The following is a 14,159-nucleotide window of genomic DNA, read 5'->3' as shown; positions in this document are numbered from 1 at the left end:
GATCTGGACCTCATCCTTCAAGCCTTGCTGAACCCGGAGGATCAGTCCCTTCCTCGTCCAGCAAGGCCTGCAGCTTTTTTCTCGCACGCAGCTCCAGCATCGCCTCGCCGTACGCCTCCTGCAGATCACGCAACTGCCGTTCGTACTGTTCGCGAACGTCCTCGGGTTTGGCCCGCAGGGCGTTCTCCATACCGCGCTTGGCATCGTCCACCCAGCTCTCGATCTCCGAGGGCGTCAGATCATGCGCTCGGCTGGCCTCTGCCACCGTCGTCTTGCCTTGAATGATGTCCATCACCAACGCGCTCTTGCGCTTGGCCGTCCACCGTTTGATCTCTTCTTCCATCTTCATGCTCAGGTCTCTTCCCTTCAGTTAAAGACCTTTGCAGCTTTTCAGTGGGTCAATACAGCGGCTGGCTCCACTTAGCTTTCGCGTCTGCGGCCATACATATGGAGAGGCTGTCACGGCCAGATATGTCCTTGAGGTCGCTGCTACTTGTGACGGCTTAAGGCTTGGCGCGGGGCCTCAGCCCTGACTAGGCGGACGGCGGCTATCGCGAAGTGGTCGTTGCTGGGCCTGGGCCCGTTACAGTCTCGGCGCGGGGTTCTTTATGCCTCGTCAAATCCGTAGTGAAGGCGGTGCCACCGGAGATATGGCTTTAATCCTTCCAACTCGCGCCTACGAGACGCCACCGCAAAGTCGCTTGTGGGTTCTATTTTTAGAGCCAGCCTATCAGCACCTTTGAAGCTTGGGTGAAAGAGAATTTTGAAGTTGTCTGTGAAGCTGATGAGCCCCCGGTCAAAGACCTTGTCGAAGTTTGGACTAAGCAGTAGGCCATTGTCCGGAGACAACCTGTCAGCCCGTGTGGTGCACAACCGCCATGGCTTTATGTGAGAAGCGATGAGGAGCGACATGTCCTTGCAACCGGTGACTGTACAACTGCCCCACCTAGCAATCAGCTGGTCTCGAAACCAGCCTTGACCTACTCGTTGCTTTATCAGCGCATCCTTCTCAGTCTCGCTCAAGTTCGAATTCTCGATTTGCGCAATGAGTGGATCGTCTACCGTGTCAGGTTCACCCGCATACGGGTCTTTGGGAACAAACGTTGGCATTTGAACCCCTCGCACCAAGAGATAGTTGCCGGTCTCAGCGTCGTATTCGTGAACCCACCATTTTTCATGGTCTAGGCGGCGCTTCGACGCTACCGCAGATTCGGTGGCACTTTCTTCTATCGGCGGAATTTTGCCGTGCAACAGCACCACCCGCACAGGCAGGCGCTGTTTGTTTGCTTCGAATAGGCGACGGCCCATCGCCTGCGATTTTTTCATTCGGCGTGTGAGCAAATTCTCCTTTTCGCCTCTGGCCCGCACTTCCTCCGCCATCGCGCTCCACATGTCTACGTCGGCCTTAATACTTCCACGGCGGTAGACCACGTCGCTACTCCGCTTCAAATTGACCCACCAAATGCAAATGACGATTGGTTGCCCTTCTCCTCCAAAGCTCCACATGGTGCTCTGGTGAATATTGTTTTCGGGCTGAATGCTTCTTTTTGTACTCTTGCTAACCAGCCAAAAATCCATGTTCAATCCGGCGTCGAATACAAGGTCGTAGATTCGGCGGTGTATTTGAGGTTTGAGCGGCGCTACAAGCGAGTCTGTCTCAGGGTCGAAGTTCGGTTGCGGGTCGGCAATGACTAGTGTTTCTGACATTGAATATTTAAGTTGCTTGACTCTCAATGTAGTGCGGTCACTCAGCTATTTCAAGCTTATTCGTCAGGTTTATGAAACTTAGACTTGAACGTGCCGATGACCTCGTTGCAGTGCGAAAACTGTGAGCAGAGTCGGGAACTTCAGAAGACTGCTACCGCTGCGTAGCAGACCTTATGAAGGCAAGAGCGGCAGCTATTGGCAAGCAGTTTTAAATATTGCTCGTATCGAGGCGCCAGTGCGCAGCTTGCTGGAAATAACCTGTATGTGTGGTGCCGTAGGTTTAGGCGTAGCATTTTTATGATAGTGCATTTTAACGTAGAAAAGGAGACTTAGCCATCATCGCCGTGTGACCCGTGTAACCAGGTCCAGCAAGTTGTTGCGCTTGCTTGCTATCGGTCATCAATTAATGAATTAAATTCTTGATTTTGCTGCTCCATTCGAGCCCGGCGCCCCCCCATCTTCGCCAGCGCCCCTCCCCACTCTGCACGCGAGTCGCAGTGCAAGATTTCGGCGAAGAGCCAAGGAAGAGCAGGGGGCCGGACCGACGCAACATCTTGACGTCACTCCGCAGTGCGGGGACGACTCCCGGTGTTGCGCATGACAAGCTTGAAATCTGCAGACTTTCGTGCGTCCAACGCGAACACATGGCAGCGGCCCTTCGCTGCAGCGATAGTCTCAGGCAAGCTCACGTCGGACTCGGATGCACCAAAAATCGCGATTGATCATGCATCCAATCCGTTTGCACGCTGCGCCGCGAGATCAGCCACTTTCCGCCATCGAGCACAAAGGTGTCGAAATACCTTCCAAAGTGATCGACACCTAGCTCCGTGAGTACCAGGAAATAAGACGTGCACAACGCCGACTCGGCACTTTGCAGATCGATTCTGCGTGTGGTGAGGTTGTGCCGTTGAAAGATGATGCCCTTGGGGTCTCGGGTTCGATGTTCACTTCGCTTGCGCATGTTTTCAATGATGCGTTCGCGGCCGACGGCAACCTTGCCTCTCACTTCCATCTCGGCATTCTCGGTAAACACCGTCGCGAGGTCCGCGAAATTGGCGTCGTCCAGAGCCGTGTGATAGACGCCCATGGTCTGAAAGATCGACATATGGATGGCTGCTTCTTCGATGTTCATGATTTCCTTTGGATGCGTAAATTTTGTGCTGACTGCGACGTGACGAGATCAAGCGATTGCCGATTGCCGATTGCCGTGGCACTGAAAATGACCCGAAAGCCGTCGCTTACAAGAAGGAACACGACCACTCGTGGCGTCAAGAACGACGTAGAGATCGGTCGACTCTGCTGCTCCATGCGATGCACCGGGTCACATGCAAAGACCTCACTGGCGCAGTGATTTCACCAGAATGCAAAAAGCCTCGATCTCTCAAGGAAATCGAGGCTTTTTTGCGGCCCATCCCGCCCGGGGGTTACGCCATTCCGATCAAGAACGGGTGCAACTCATGGCAGGGCGGGGCAGCACCGCACTCCGGGGGTCTAGGTGCCCGATGCGGCTACCGATCAGTAACGCTCGAGCCAGTGAGCGTAGGGAGCGGGCAGGGTCCACGAGGCACGTTCAACGCCCAGTTGTTTGGCGGCTGCGTAGGCCCAGTGCGGATTCGCCAGATGGGCTTTGCCGATCATGACGACGTCGAGTTGTTCGTTCTTTACGGCCTGTTCGGCCAATTCGGGGGTTCCGAAACCCCAGGCCGAAGAGACGGGGATATCGGCTTCTCGGCGCACACGCTGCGCAATCGGTCCCAAGAAGGCGGGGCCCCAAGGAATCTGCGCGGTGGGCGTGGAGAAACCGATGCTCACGCTGATCATGTCCAGACCCGCGCGTTTGAACTGACGCGTCAGGTCAATGGATTCGATCAGGGTTTGCTCGTCCCGGCCATCGAACTCCAGCACACCGAAGCGAAGGGTGAGGGGCAGATTCTCGGGCCAGACTTCGCGTACGGCCTTGAGCGTTTCGAGCAGGAAACGGCTGCGGTTCTCGACCGAACCCCCGTAGATGTCGTCGCGTGCATTCGAGTCCGCTGCAAAAAAGCTCTGCGCCAGATAACCGTGGGCGAAGTGCAGTTCCAGCCATTCGAATCCCACATCCCGCGCCCGCTTGGCGGCATCCACGAAATCCTGGCGCACGCGTGCGATGTCGTCCAGTGTCATCGCGCGGGGGATCTTGGCCAGACCGGGGCCAAACGCCAGGGCGGACGGTGCAATCGTTTGCCAACCGCGCTTGTCGCCATCTGCAATGTGGTCGTCGCCTTCCCAAGGCCGGTTTGCACTGGCTTTGCGTCCGGCGTGGCCGATCTGAATGCCGGGCACCGAGCCGGCCGACTTGATCGCTTGCACGACCGGCACAAAGGCCTCTGCCAAGTCATCGTTCCAGATCCCGGTGCAGCCCGGGGTGATGCGTCCTTCGGGAGACACGGCGGTCGCCTCGACGATGACCAGGCCGGCGCCTCCGCGTGCCATGGACGCGTAGTGGCTGAGATGCCAATCGTTGGCGCGACCCTCGATGGCGGAGTACTGGCACATCGGCGGCACCGCGATGCGATTGCGCAGCGTGACGGATTTGAGGCTGAACGGTTGGAAAAGGGCTGACATGGCGCGAGGTTTAAATTGAAAAAGTGAGCAAAAAGGAACCGGGATGCAGTTCATCTAGTTCCTAAGTTCGAAGGTAATCGAACTATGCGACAAGTCTACCCTATGGTTTATGATGTGGCCCATGCGCCCCATGAAACACCCTCCCGCCGACGAGTTCATCTTGGAGAGCGTGTTGTACGCCCTGAGCGATCCTGTGCGCATGGATATCGTTCGCCACTTGGCCGGTGTGCGGGCGGCGAGTTGCGGAGAGTTGGACGGTGGGCGACCGAAATCGACCGTTTCGCATCATTTCAGGGTGCTGCGAGAGTCGGGTCTGGTCCATACCGAGTGTGTCGGCACAACGCACATGAACACGCTGCGCAGGCCCGAGATGGACAGCCGGTTTCCTGGATTGCTGGGCGCGATCCTGGCTCAGCAGACCCAGGCGTGACGTCAAAAAGCCTTGCAGCATCAGCGGCAAGGCTTTTCAAAGGTGCGTTCATGCACCGGCGTGCGAGATGGGACCTGTCAGTGCTCTTCTTCTTCGTCCTTGACCGTGAACGAGACCAGCACGCCGATCAGCAGGCCGAGCAGCATGTTCTTGATTGAAAATCCTAAAACCACGCCCATGAGCGCGCCCATGATCAAGTTCATTTGAAAGTCCCGTTCGCGGCGTTTGGCAAAGCGACTATCGGCGCTCGCTACAACCGGAAGTTTGAATGACTTCTCGATGACGGGGAGTAGGACAAAATCCACCGGAGCGGGTGATGCATCACGCCCAAATCTTGCCGTCGCTGGTCGATTCCTGCTGCCTGTAAGACAACTGCGCCTCCGGGCTGCGTTTGATCTCGATGGTCGATCCATCGGCAAAGGTCCATCGGGTGCAGTCGGAAGCCTCTTCCTTGTTGTCCAGCTGGGTCAACGCAGAGGCCAGGCCGGAAACGCTTGTGCCGACGTTCGCCAGGAAATCAGATGCCATGCTCATTTTCGCAACCTTTCGATCTCGTTATGGACACAAGCATAGGCAGACCGATGTCGGGCTCTTGTCAGACTGACGCGCTTTGCTGAGTGGTTTTCTTTGATGTCAGCATCTGATCGAAGGATGAGTTAAAAAAATCCAGACAGAGGATTTGAGCAAAAAACAGAGCAAGGAGGTTGTGTTTTAGTTAAAGAACGGACGAATTCTGAACATTTCGTTAACATTTATTGCTCAATTGTTACGTCTTCAAGTCTTGACCCTGAACGATGCGGACCCTAAGGTCGGCAGTTCTATCGTTCTAGGAGTTTGCCTATGGTTCAAGTTGGAATTGGTAACTGCAATTTCGAACACGCGACTCGTGTTCATCGCCCCTTCTGGGTGCGGGTGATCTTCAGATATCACCGGCTGTTTCAGTGCCGCGATACCGGCATACGCTTCCTGCTCACTCCCGAGCAAGAGAATGCGCTGATCTTTCAGCAACGCGAGCGCGATGCAGATCAGTTCCAACTGAGCCCGCAACGCTCGTGATCCGGTCGAACGACTTTGGGTCGCGAGCACCACCGACTTGTGAGTGGGCCTCCTATGTCCGCCAGAGGCCTTGTCCCTTCCGCCACGCGTCCAATCCGCCTACGGCAATGGCTTCATCTGCGGCGTAGCCTTGAGTGGGCAGAGGGGCAACGCATGAGCGATGTCGTCTCCACTCGATTTTGTCTTGAAGGCTAGCGCAATGACCATCCAAATTTCCGAATCCCAGATCATCGAATTGGACACCGACGGCGTGGGAGGCTACAAGTTGGTGTCGGCCACCGATCCCAGTGTCTGGAGCGATGCGTTTCCGGTTCCTGGAGCGGTAGAAGTCGACCACGATGCAGGCCGACAAGTGTTGATCGAGGTGGAAGATCCGCATGATGCGGTCACCCAGGACCGGGTGCATAAAGCTTTCGTGGAACGGTGGCACCGCTGAGTTCGTCGGCCAATGTGATCGGCTGGGAATGGGGCGACGGCCGCCGCGAGAACACGTCTTTGTGTTGTCTCGCTGTTCGCGCTTCAGCGAGCAGGGTCGAGCCGACAACGATGCTCAGTCGATGGCGAGCGCCGAGGGTTCAAAAATAGTGGACAGCACAAGCCCGGCCTGTTTCAGAAACTCGTAATGCCGATCACCGACGCGTCGGGGTTCGAAGTCGAAGTGGCACAACGTGCCATAGAAGTCCCCGCCGATGCCATTCAGCACCGGTACGCCGACATAACTGATGACGACCCCCTGGTTCTTGTTGCCATCCAACATCGGCTCGAGACGTGTATCGGGTACCGCCCAGGGCCCGTCTCTTTTCACGAACTGGCAAAAGCTGTCGTTGAAAGGCTGGTCTGGAAAATCCTCGGTGGAAAGTTTGCCGAACTTGTCGAATACTTCCACTGTCAGGAACAGGTCGCCTTGCAGTCTGGCCATGGCGGTGTACCGAAAGTCAACCCAGGAATTGAGATAAGCCAGCGCTTCACGCAGACCGAATTTGGCCAGGCCGGCTTCGAAGATCTCGATCGATTCAGATCGGGCATCGGGGAGACTGTCAGTACCTGATTCAATGTGTGCCAGAACGTTCTCCAAGTCATCTCGTGAACCCTATACGGGGGGGACACAAGCATACACTTTGTGTAGCGACATTGCAGGGCCGTGTCCCGGACTTGGGTCAAAGGCTGTAAGCCCCTTATCGGTCCATTCCTTCCTCAATGGCCAACCGGCTCTTCAGGCTGGGTGAGGCATTGCCCGGATCGATCATTGCCAAGGCACGCTCTGCGCAATGAGCCATCGCATCGATGTAGCCGTCCATGATTTCGTCGTTGAAGGCAATGGTCATGTCCATTGCCAGGTTGGTGGAGTCCATCAGGTAGAGCAGGGCGCTCATCTCCATCAGTTCGCATGTCAGACGGTCATCACTCGGATGCTCGCTGGCAAGGCGGTAATGGATGTATCAGACGTGGGAAAAGAAAAAGATCGATGTGTACCGCTCGATTCTTGAGCGGCGGACTTCCAGAAGCCGTGGATGTCAAAGGCGAGGGCGACAACCAACTGGATCGGTACCGGCGATCTGGCACACATAGAATCGCTCCAAGTGTGATTAGGTGGTGATAGTGCTCTACAAAACAAACTATAGCCAACCTAACAATCACAAACACTCATTTTTCGATTTTGATTTGCATGGCCTCTATTACCTATCAGGATTTGGCGTACAAGATTGTTCGCGCAAGAGGCGAACACGGCTGGACCCAGAAGGAATTGGCCGAGCGACTGGGTGTCCATCCCAACCAGCTGTATCGGTATGAGTCGGGAAAGAACTTTCCGAGACCTGCATTGCTGCGCAAGATGTGCGATGTGCTTCAGGTCGAGCCGTCTTGGCTAGGCGCGGTGCAAGTGCCCAGGCACGCTTTGACGGTTGAGCTTGAAGGCGCAGAGCTGGCGAAAGCCGAGGAGGGGGCGCGCGACCTGGGTCTCACCTTGGAAAAGTTCGTCAACTACATCGTGAAGCAGAAGCTGCAGCAAGACCTTGATGAGCAGGTTCCCGCGGGTGCTTTGACTGTTGAAACGGTGACCAGGATGGTCGAGGATCTCAAGTACCGAGTGAATCGCATCGAGCGAAAGCTCGAGGAACCGTGAAGCCGTTATCGTCAGAGGGGCAGTCGCTGCGGGCAAGCAACTGTTATGGCAAGTGAGGCTGACGATACTTCAGCCATGACCACAGACTCCACCACGACCGGGCGCGACTCGGACAAGTTTATGTTGCGCTTTCCGGAAGGCATGCGTACCCGCATTTCTGACGCGGCGAGGGCCAGCAGTCGATCGATGAATGCCGAGGTCGTTTCCAGATTGGATGGCAGTTTGCGCGCACAGGGCAGCAGCTCCCTCGAAATTGTGGCGGTCATCGCAAAGTTGCAGTTCGAGCTATCGCATGCCCATTACCGCGAGCGGACATGTCTGATCGAGCAGCGCGTGCTCAAGGAAGCCGTCGACGAGCTGGTCAAGTGGATTCGCGACAACGATCTTGCGGCAAAAGCACGGGGCGCCACTCGTCACTTTTCTCAGCTGGAAAAAATGAAAGACGAAAGTCAGTTTGCCGTTTGTCACTTCAGGGACGAGGCGCAGAAGAGCGAGTTAGAACTCTTGGAAACCAAACGTCGCCGGGACGATGCGCTGGATGCGTTAGCTAAGATTTCGCCGATTTCGATAAAAGAGTGAACGGGATGCTTGTTGACGGCCTTGGTTTCTACAACACTTGCCAGCATCTTTGATGCTGGCGATGAGGGCTCGCGCTGCAAAACGCATGAGCTGACCGACCCGTGCAGATTTATGCCGGGTCAATACAAGGCAGGCATGTTAATCTTTTGAATCTGCTCTATTTTCGCAGCAGGATTTTTGGGTTATTGTCCTCGAAATATCTATTCCTTCGCGCAGAAAAACCCACCCGTCGGAAACGTCTTGCCGCTCAAGTCCCGCGCCTTCGAGTGATATCCCGTGGCCACATACTTGGTATCCTTTGTGTTCAGCGATGCACAGATGGAATTTCCCTTTTTGACCAGCGATTCGGGAACCGGTCCAAATGCGCTGCCGTTGTCCCACTGCCTGCTTTCCCCGGATTGAACGATTCGTGGCGGGACGTCGCTTTCTTTGTCTCCGGGCACGCCTGCGCAGCCGACCAATAGCATCGCGGTCCCACAAGCCGCGAGCAAGAACATTTTTTTCATGATTTTGGTTTCCCTAAATTGTTGATTTGCACCGTGCTGGCGCGGGTGCAAAAGTACCATAGTTCTACATATGGTCACATTTAGGTATTTTTCATTACTCGAATTCTGGCTCAGCGCGGGGAATGTTGAATTGCAAGTGCACCTTTTGTGGGCACTTGCGGTATTCAAAGCCGCTGTCCATGCCTACGCCGTTCCCTGAAGACCCGTGTGGCGATGGCCTACCGCGCCTCGGCCTTTGAGGATGCCCATCAGCACACAGGCGCCCAGCACGCCGATGGCGGCGAGGGTGAGGAACACGTTGTAGCTGCCGGTCAAGCGGTGGGATTGGCCCATCAGGAACGGGCCGAGTCCCGAGCCGAGCATGAAGATGGCAAAGAAGTAGCCGTAGATTTCGCCGAACGCTTTTTGACCGAAGTATCGAGATTGCATGAAGGCGATGAGGTCGACTTCGGCGCCCAGTCCGAGTCCGACGAGGACGGCTGCGGCCAGACCGACTTGGGGGCTCTGGTTCAGCAGCAACAGGGCCAGTCCACCCAGTGGCAGGCAGAAGAACAGGATGGCGACGTAGTGGGTGGGGTAGCGGTCCAGCATCCAGCCGGCGACCAGGCGGCCGGCGAGCAGGGCCAGGCCGGCAGCGCTGATGGCGGCGGTGGCAGAGCGCGCTTCCACGCCGCGATCGACCAGCATGGGCACGATATGCGCGATGACACCCGAAACGGCCAACGCCACCAGGAAGAAGGCCGAGGCCATGACCCAGAACACAGCGCTCGTTCGGGCCTGCTGCGCCGAGCAGCCCGGCTTGGTGGATGGCACCGGCGCAGAGGCGCGGCCGGTCTGCGTGGTGTCTGCAGGCACCACCAGCCATCGCAGGGCGGGCAGTGCGAGCAGCACGGTCATGAGCCCCAGGCCGACGTAGGCGCCGCGCCAGCCGAATTGTCCCAGCAGCCATTGCGCGATAAGCGGCAGCGTCATCGTGCCGATGCCCACGCCGGCTGTTGCGACCCCCAGGGCCAGTCCACGATGGCGATCGAAGGCTGCAGCGATGGCTTTGCTGTACGAAAGCGGCGTCTGCCCCGCCGCGAAGACGCCGCAGAGGCCGTACAGCAGGATCAGCGTGGTGACCGATTGGGTCAGCCATCCGCAGGCCGCCATCAGCAGCGCGAAGACCAGGATGCAGATCGTGCCGATGCGCCGCACGCCGTGCCGGTCCATCAGGCGCCCGACGAAGGGTGTGGCCAGTCCGGTGGTGACCAGACCGACCAGCAAGGCCGTGGAGAGGGTGCCTCGGTCGGTTCCCAGCGCCTGGCTCAAGGGAATGATCAGCACACCGAAGGTGAACTGCATGATGGGGCCATTCCCCACGATCAGTGCCAGCATGGCGCCGATGGCGATACGCCATGGCGCGCCGGCGTGCGGTGTGGAAGTGGGGGCTGTCGGTGTGCTCATGAATGTCTCCTGGTTATCGAGATCGTTGTCTCTTTTGAATGGGTTGCACGGCCATGAAATCGCTATCGGTCGAATACTGCGGCAGTCTTCTCCAATCTGGCGCGGATGCCGCGGCGTTTGTCTTCGGTGTCGAACAGCAGTTGGAAGCTCTTGCGCTCGAAGGCCAGGCCTTGCGCGAGCGAGGTGTTCATGCTTTCGATCACGGCTTCCTTGATGAACTGTTGCGCCAGGCGCGGGCCGCGCGCGAGCCGGCCGGCCAAGTCCAGGGCATAGGCCTCCAGCTCGGCGTCGGGCACGATCTCGCTGACCAGGCCCATGGCACAGGCTTGGTCTGCAGGAATGCGGTCGCCGGCGAGCAGCAGCTTCATCGCCTTGAACTTGCCGACCGCCCGGGTCAGGCGCTGGGTGGCGCCGCCGCCAGGCATCAGGCCGAGCAAGACCTCGGGCTGGCCGAAGCTCGCGGTGTCTGCGGCCAGCAGGATGTCGGCATGCATGGCCAGTTCGCAGCCGCCGCCCAGCGCGTGGCCACGCACGGCGGCGATGACCGGTTTGCGGCAACGTGCAATGGCGTCCCACAGCCGCCCCATGTCGCGGGCGACGATGTCGGTCGGGGTGGCGTCGACGTACTCGTTCAGATCGGCACCGGCACAGAATGCGCGGGCGCCGCCTGCCAGCACGATCGTGCGGACCGCATCGTCGCCGTCGAGCCGATCGAAGGATTCGGCCAGTTGCAGGCGCAGATCGAGATTGAGGGCGTTGAGTACCTCGGGCCGGTTCAAGCGCAGCACGACGACGCCGGGTGCCGGGTATTCTTCGAGCAGGATGTCTGGGGGGGGCATGGCGTTCAGCGTCCGGCGTAGATCGGGGGGCGTTTCTCGAAGAACGATGCGACGGCTTCGGCGTGGTCGTCCGTGTGGTGGGCCTGCCCCTGGTAGATGCCGGCCTGATCGAGCGCTTGATCCAGGCTGGCGGAGCCGGCGTGCTGCAGCAGCTGTTTGGTCCAGCGCAGTGCCTGGGGCGGGTTGGCTGCGATGCGATCGGCCAGCGCCAGGGCCTGCGCCAATAGCGCCTCGGGCGGCACCACCTGGGTCACCAATCCGATGCGCAGTGCTTCGTCGGCATCGAGGGTGTCGCCGGTGAAAGCGAGTTCGGCGGCCTTGCCGATGCCCACGATGCGAGGCAGGAACCAGCAGCCGCCGTCGCCGGGCACGATGCCCACTTTGACGAAGCTCTCGGCAAAGCGTGCCTGGGTCGAGGCGATGCGGATGTCGCACATGCAGGCGAGATCGTTGCCGGCGCCCATGGCAGGGCCGTTCACGGCAGCGATGATGGGCACATGCAGGGCCTGGAAGGCACGTGGAATCCGCTGGATGCCGGCCCGGTAGTTGGCCGCAATCTGCGAGGGGCTGCCGCCGAACATGCCGCGGCGATCCCGCATCTCGGCGATGTTGCCGCCGGAGCAGAAGGCCGTGCCTGCGCCGGTGAGCACGGCGGCCCGGATGTGCAGGTCGTCGTTGAGTTGCCGGAAGGTGGACTCGAACGCCGCGAACAGTTCTTCGCCATCGAGCGCATTGCGGGTGTCGGGGCGATTGAGCGTGAGCAGGGCGACGGCGCCGCGTTTTTCATAAAGGAGGGGTTGGGGGGAATGGTTCATTTGTTTCTCACACACGTTCGATGGCCAGCGCGATGCCTTGCCCGACGCCGATGCACATGGTGCACAGGGCACGACGGCCCCCGGTGCGCTGGAGTTGCCGGATGGCGGTCAGTACCAGGCGGATGCCGGACATGCCCAGTGGATGACCGAAGGCGATCGCGCCGCCATTCGGGTTCACGTGCTCTGCCTCGTCCGGCAGCCCGAGCTGCCGCAGCACGGCCAGCCCTTGTGCGGCAAATGCTTCGTTGAGTTCGACGACATCGAAGTCGCCGATGCGCAGGCCGGTCTGGGCCAGCAGTTTCTGCACGGCCGGGACGGGCCCGATGCCCATCAAGCGCGGCGCGACGCCGGCAGTCGCCATGCCGACGACACGGACCAAGGGGGTGAGACCGGCGCGCTGCGCCCCGCGCTCGCTGGCCAGCAGCAACGCCGCCGCACCGTCGTTGACGCCCGATGAATTGCCGGCCGTGACGCTGCCTTCGGGCTTGAACGCCGGTCGGAGGCGCGAGAGGGTCTCGAGCGTGGTTTCGGGCCGGGGGTGTTCGTCCTGGTCGATCTGGACGGACGCGCCTTTGCGGGTGTCGACGACGACGGGCACGATCTCTTCGGCGAACAGGCCGGCCCGGGTTGCGCGGTCGGCGCGCTGCTGGCTGCGCAGGGCAAAACCGTCCTGCGCCTGGCGCGAGATGCCGTGTTCCTGGGCGACGTTTTCTGCCGTGATGCCCATGGCGTCGGTGCCGTACAGGCTTTCCATGCGCGGGTTGACGAAACGCCAGCCGATGGTCGAGTCGTGGACCTCTGCATGCCGGCCGAAGGCCGCAGTGGCCTTGGGCATCACGAACGGTGCGCGGCTCATGCTCTCGACACCGCCGGCGATGGCGATATCGAGCTGGCCCACGCCGATGCCGCGCGCAGCACTGGCGACGGCTTCGAGGCCGGATCCGCAGAGCCGGTTGACGGTGGCGGCGGCAACCGTGATCGGCAGTCCGGCCAGCAGCGCGCTCATGCGGGCCACGTTGCGGTTGTCTTCTCCGGCCTGATTGACGCAGCCGAGATAGACCTCCTCGAGCTGCGCCCAGTCGAGCCGGGGGTGGCGCTGCATCAGGGCCTGCAGCGGAATCGCGCCGAGATCGTCGGTGCGCACCCCTGCCAGCACACCGCCGTAACGCCCGATGGGTGTGCGGACGCCGTCGCAGATGTAGGCGTGCGGCATCACAGCCCCAGTACCCGCTCGGCGTTGCCGTGCATGACTTTCTCCATCACGGCATCGCTGTAGCCGAGCTCGCCCCATTCGCGCAGGATGCGCTCGTACGGCAGGCTGGGGTAGTCGCTGCCGAACATGATCTTGTCCTGCAGTCGGCCCCGGATGTCGACCTTGAGATTGCCCGGGAAGTGTTTGGGCGCCCAGCCCGACATCTCCCAATACACATTGCCCTTGTGCAGGGCCACGGCCGTGGTCTCGTCGACCCAGGGCCAGCCGGGGTGAGCCATGATGATCTTGAGGTCGGGGAAATCGGCCGCAAGATCGTCGATCGCGCCCGGGTGCGCATGCCGGATGCGTGCGCCATGCCCCCCGGGCATGCCCGCGCCCATGCCGGTCGTGCCGACGTCGATCATCACGGCGGCGCCCAATGCGTTGATCTCCTCGAACAGCGGGTAGTGACGCCGGTCGTTGACGGCGAAGTGCTGCATGATGGGGTGGAAATGAAAACCGATGAAACCGAGTTCGGTGATCGCTTTCTTGGCTTGCCGGATGGCGATCTCGCCCTTGGCGGGCTCGACCGCGCCCCAGCATTGCACGATGCGCTCGGGGTGGCGTTTCCACATGCCGTGCACATACTCGTTGGTGCAGGGCGGGCTCGCGACGGTGGTCTCGAGATCCAGCGCCACCAGGCAGGCGTCGACGCCGGCAGCGGTGAACTCCTGAACGACGTCCTCTTCGGATTTGCCGATCCATTCGCGTTTCCAGTAGCTCGCCAGTGCCGCCGGGTAGGGGCCTTGGGATTCGATCCAGGTGTCGGTTCCCGGATAGCAGTGCAGATCGATGATGCGCAT

Annotated in this window: 19 protein-coding genes; 5 read left to right on the top strand and 14 right to left on the bottom strand. The window is 59.5% G+C overall.

Features of this window, described 5'->3' with window-relative positions:
* Positions 1–10: 10 nt before the first annotated feature.
* The 4 genes from EC845_RS02825 to EC845_RS02810 all read right to left on the bottom strand — a co-directional run bounded on the left by EC845_RS02825 (position 11) and on the right by EC845_RS02810 (position 4,311).
* Complete coding sequence (locus tag EC845_RS02825; protein WP_123295696.1) at positions 11–355, bottom strand: DUF1153 domain-containing protein; 345 nt, start codon at positions 353–355, stop codon at positions 11–13.
* Between the two features lie 251 nt (positions 356–606).
* A complete protein-coding gene (locus EC845_RS02820) occupies positions 607–1,707 on the bottom strand; it encodes an HNH endonuclease (protein WP_123295695.1) in 1,101 nt (366 codons plus the stop codon).
* Positions 1,708–2,392: 685 nt separating this feature from the next.
* Positions 2,393–2,839: a nuclear transport factor 2 family protein gene (locus EC845_RS02815; protein ID WP_123295694.1), complete on the bottom strand. Its 447-nt coding sequence runs from the start codon at positions 2,837–2,839 to the stop codon at positions 2,393–2,395.
* A 383-nt stretch (positions 2,840–3,222) separates the two neighbouring features.
* Positions 3,223–4,311, bottom strand: coding sequence for an NADH:flavin oxidoreductase/NADH oxidase (locus tag EC845_RS02810; protein ID WP_123295693.1), 1,089 nt, complete (start codon positions 4,309–4,311; stop codon positions 3,223–3,225).
* A gap of 121 nt (positions 4,312–4,432) precedes the next feature.
* Between EC845_RS02810 and EC845_RS02805 the strand changes: the two genes are divergently transcribed.
* On the top strand, positions 4,433–4,741 hold the full coding sequence (locus EC845_RS02805) for a helix-turn-helix transcriptional regulator (protein WP_123296321.1): 309 nt from the start codon (positions 4,433–4,435) through the stop codon (positions 4,739–4,741).
* 77 nt (positions 4,742–4,818) lie between these two features.
* Here EC845_RS02805 and EC845_RS22730 read toward each other — a convergent pair whose 3' ends face one another.
* Positions 4,819–4,944 carry a hypothetical protein gene (locus tag EC845_RS22730; RefSeq protein ID WP_255416890.1) on the bottom strand — a complete coding sequence of 42 codons (126 nt, stop codon included), beginning with the start codon at positions 4,942–4,944 and terminating at the stop codon, positions 4,819–4,821.
* 118 nt (positions 4,945–5,062) lie between these two features.
* Complete coding sequence (locus tag EC845_RS02795; protein ID WP_123295691.1) at positions 5,063–5,275, bottom strand: hypothetical protein; 213 nt, start codon at positions 5,273–5,275, stop codon at positions 5,063–5,065.
* Between the two features lie 306 nt (positions 5,276–5,581).
* Between EC845_RS02795 and EC845_RS22030 the strand changes: the two genes are divergently transcribed.
* A complete protein-coding gene (locus EC845_RS22030) occupies positions 5,582–5,797 on the top strand; it encodes a hypothetical protein (RefSeq protein WP_148077228.1) in 216 nt (71 codons plus the stop codon).
* Positions 5,798–5,996: 199 nt separating this feature from the next.
* The gene (locus EC845_RS02790; protein ID WP_123295690.1) at positions 5,997–6,233 is read left to right on the top strand and encodes a hypothetical protein; all 237 of its coding nucleotides are present in this window, start codon (positions 5,997–5,999) and stop codon (positions 6,231–6,233) included.
* Between the two features lie 114 nt (positions 6,234–6,347).
* Here EC845_RS02790 and EC845_RS02785 read toward each other — a convergent pair whose 3' ends face one another.
* Together EC845_RS02785 and EC845_RS02780 are read right to left on the bottom strand one after the other, a co-directional pair.
* On the bottom strand, positions 6,348–6,872 hold the full coding sequence (locus tag EC845_RS02785) for a guanylate cyclase (protein ID WP_123295689.1): 525 nt from the start codon (positions 6,870–6,872) through the stop codon (positions 6,348–6,350).
* A 100-nt stretch (positions 6,873–6,972) separates the two neighbouring features.
* Positions 6,973–7,170 (bottom strand): hypothetical protein, encoded by a 198-nt coding sequence (locus EC845_RS02780; RefSeq protein WP_148077227.1) that lies wholly within the window; start codon positions 7,168–7,170, stop codon positions 6,973–6,975.
* 293 nt (positions 7,171–7,463) lie between these two features.
* Here EC845_RS02780 and EC845_RS02775 point away from each other — a divergent pair, with 293 nt between their 5' ends.
* Positions 7,464–7,919: a helix-turn-helix domain-containing protein gene (locus EC845_RS02775; protein ID WP_123295687.1), complete on the top strand. Its 456-nt coding sequence runs from the start codon at positions 7,464–7,466 to the stop codon at positions 7,917–7,919.
* Between the two features lie 75 nt (positions 7,920–7,994).
* On the top strand, positions 7,995–8,498 hold the full coding sequence (locus EC845_RS02770; RefSeq protein ID WP_199739707.1) for an Arc family DNA-binding protein: 504 nt from the start codon (positions 7,995–7,997) through the stop codon (positions 8,496–8,498).
* Positions 8,499–8,698: 200 nt separating this feature from the next.
* On the opposite strand, the gene EC845_RS02765 is transcribed toward EC845_RS02770, so the two are convergent.
* The 6 genes from EC845_RS02765 to EC845_RS02740 form a co-directional block, all read right to left on the bottom strand.
* A complete protein-coding gene (locus EC845_RS02765; RefSeq protein WP_148077226.1) occupies positions 8,699–9,004 on the bottom strand; it encodes a hypothetical protein in 306 nt (101 codons plus the stop codon).
* A 183-nt stretch (positions 9,005–9,187) separates the two neighbouring features.
* On the bottom strand, positions 9,188–10,450 hold the full coding sequence (locus EC845_RS02760; RefSeq protein ID WP_123295684.1) for an MFS transporter: 1,263 nt from the start codon (positions 10,448–10,450) through the stop codon (positions 9,188–9,190).
* A 62-nt stretch (positions 10,451–10,512) separates the two neighbouring features.
* Positions 10,513–11,289 (bottom strand): enoyl-CoA hydratase-related protein, encoded by a 777-nt coding sequence (locus EC845_RS02755; RefSeq protein WP_123295683.1) that lies wholly within the window; start codon positions 11,287–11,289, stop codon positions 10,513–10,515.
* 5 nt (positions 11,290–11,294) lie between these two features.
* Positions 11,295–12,104 (bottom strand): crotonase/enoyl-CoA hydratase family protein, encoded by an 810-nt coding sequence (locus tag EC845_RS02750; protein ID WP_123295682.1) that lies wholly within the window; start codon positions 12,102–12,104, stop codon positions 11,295–11,297.
* A 7-nt stretch (positions 12,105–12,111) separates the two neighbouring features.
* Complete coding sequence (gene pcaF / locus EC845_RS02745; protein ID WP_123295681.1) at positions 12,112–13,317, bottom strand: 3-oxoadipyl-CoA thiolase; 1,206 nt, start codon at positions 13,315–13,317, stop codon at positions 12,112–12,114.
* Positions 13,317–14,159: an amidohydrolase family protein gene (locus EC845_RS02740; protein WP_123295680.1), complete on the bottom strand. Its 843-nt coding sequence runs from the start codon at positions 14,157–14,159 to the stop codon at positions 13,317–13,319. Before EC845_RS02740 ends, pcaF begins: the two co-directional genes overlap by 1 nt.

It is taken from the genome of Comamonas sp. BIGb0124, from assembly GCF_003752175.1.
In the GTDB taxonomy this organism is placed as follows: domain Bacteria; phylum Pseudomonadota; class Gammaproteobacteria; order Burkholderiales; family Burkholderiaceae_C; genus Comamonas_F.
This window is presented reverse-complemented; position numbering and strand designations above follow the sequence as displayed.

Bases quoted from the DNA above. Each gene is read 5' to 3' on its own strand.
- EC845_RS02740 (WP_123295680.1), bottom strand. From the start codon at position 14,159: ATGCGCATCATCGATCTGCACTGCTATCCGGGAACCGACACCTGGATC.
- EC845_RS02775 (WP_123295687.1), top strand. From the start codon at position 7,464: ATGGCCTCTATTACCTATCAGGATTTGGCGTACAAGATTGTTCGCGCA.
- EC845_RS02805 (WP_123296321.1), top strand. From the start codon at position 4,433: ATGCGCCCCATGAAACACCCTCCCGCCGACGAGTTCATCTTGGAGAGC.
- EC845_RS02750 (WP_123295682.1), bottom strand. From the start codon at position 12,104: ATGAACCATTCCCCCCAACCCCTCCTTTATGAAAAACGCGGCGCCGTC.
- EC845_RS02780 (WP_148077227.1), bottom strand. From the start codon at position 7,170: ATGAGCGCCCTGCTCTACCTGATGGACTCCACCAACCTGGCAATGGAC.
- EC845_RS22030 (WP_148077228.1), top strand. From the start codon at position 5,582: ATGGTTCAAGTTGGAATTGGTAACTGCAATTTCGAACACGCGACTCGT.
- EC845_RS02765 (WP_148077226.1), bottom strand. From the start codon at position 9,004: ATGAAAAAAATGTTCTTGCTCGCGGCTTGTGGGACCGCGATGCTATTG.
- EC845_RS02820 (WP_123295695.1), bottom strand. From the start codon at position 1,707: ATGTCAGAAACACTAGTCATTGCCGACCCGCAACCGAACTTCGACCCT.
- EC845_RS22730 (WP_255416890.1), bottom strand. From the start codon at position 4,944: ATGAACTTGATCATGGGCGCGCTCATGGGCGTGGTTTTAGGATTTTCA.
- EC845_RS02795 (WP_123295691.1), bottom strand. From the start codon at position 5,275: ATGAGCATGGCATCTGATTTCCTGGCGAACGTCGGCACAAGCGTTTCC.
- pcaF (WP_123295681.1), bottom strand. From the start codon at position 13,317: ATGCCGCACGCCTACATCTGCGACGGCGTCCGCACACCCATCGGGCGT.
- EC845_RS02755 (WP_123295683.1), bottom strand. From the start codon at position 11,289: ATGCCCCCCCCAGACATCCTGCTCGAAGAATACCCGGCACCCGGCGTC.
- EC845_RS02810 (WP_123295693.1), bottom strand. From the start codon at position 4,311: ATGTCAGCCCTTTTCCAACCGTTCAGCCTCAAATCCGTCACGCTGCGC.
- EC845_RS02815 (WP_123295694.1), bottom strand. From the start codon at position 2,839: ATGAACATCGAAGAAGCAGCCATCCATATGTCGATCTTTCAGACCATG.
- EC845_RS02760 (WP_123295684.1), bottom strand. From the start codon at position 10,450: ATGAGCACACCGACAGCCCCCACTTCCACACCGCACGCCGGCGCGCCA.
- EC845_RS02770 (WP_199739707.1), top strand. From the start codon at position 7,995: ATGACCACAGACTCCACCACGACCGGGCGCGACTCGGACAAGTTTATG.
- EC845_RS02790 (WP_123295690.1), top strand. From the start codon at position 5,997: ATGACCATCCAAATTTCCGAATCCCAGATCATCGAATTGGACACCGAC.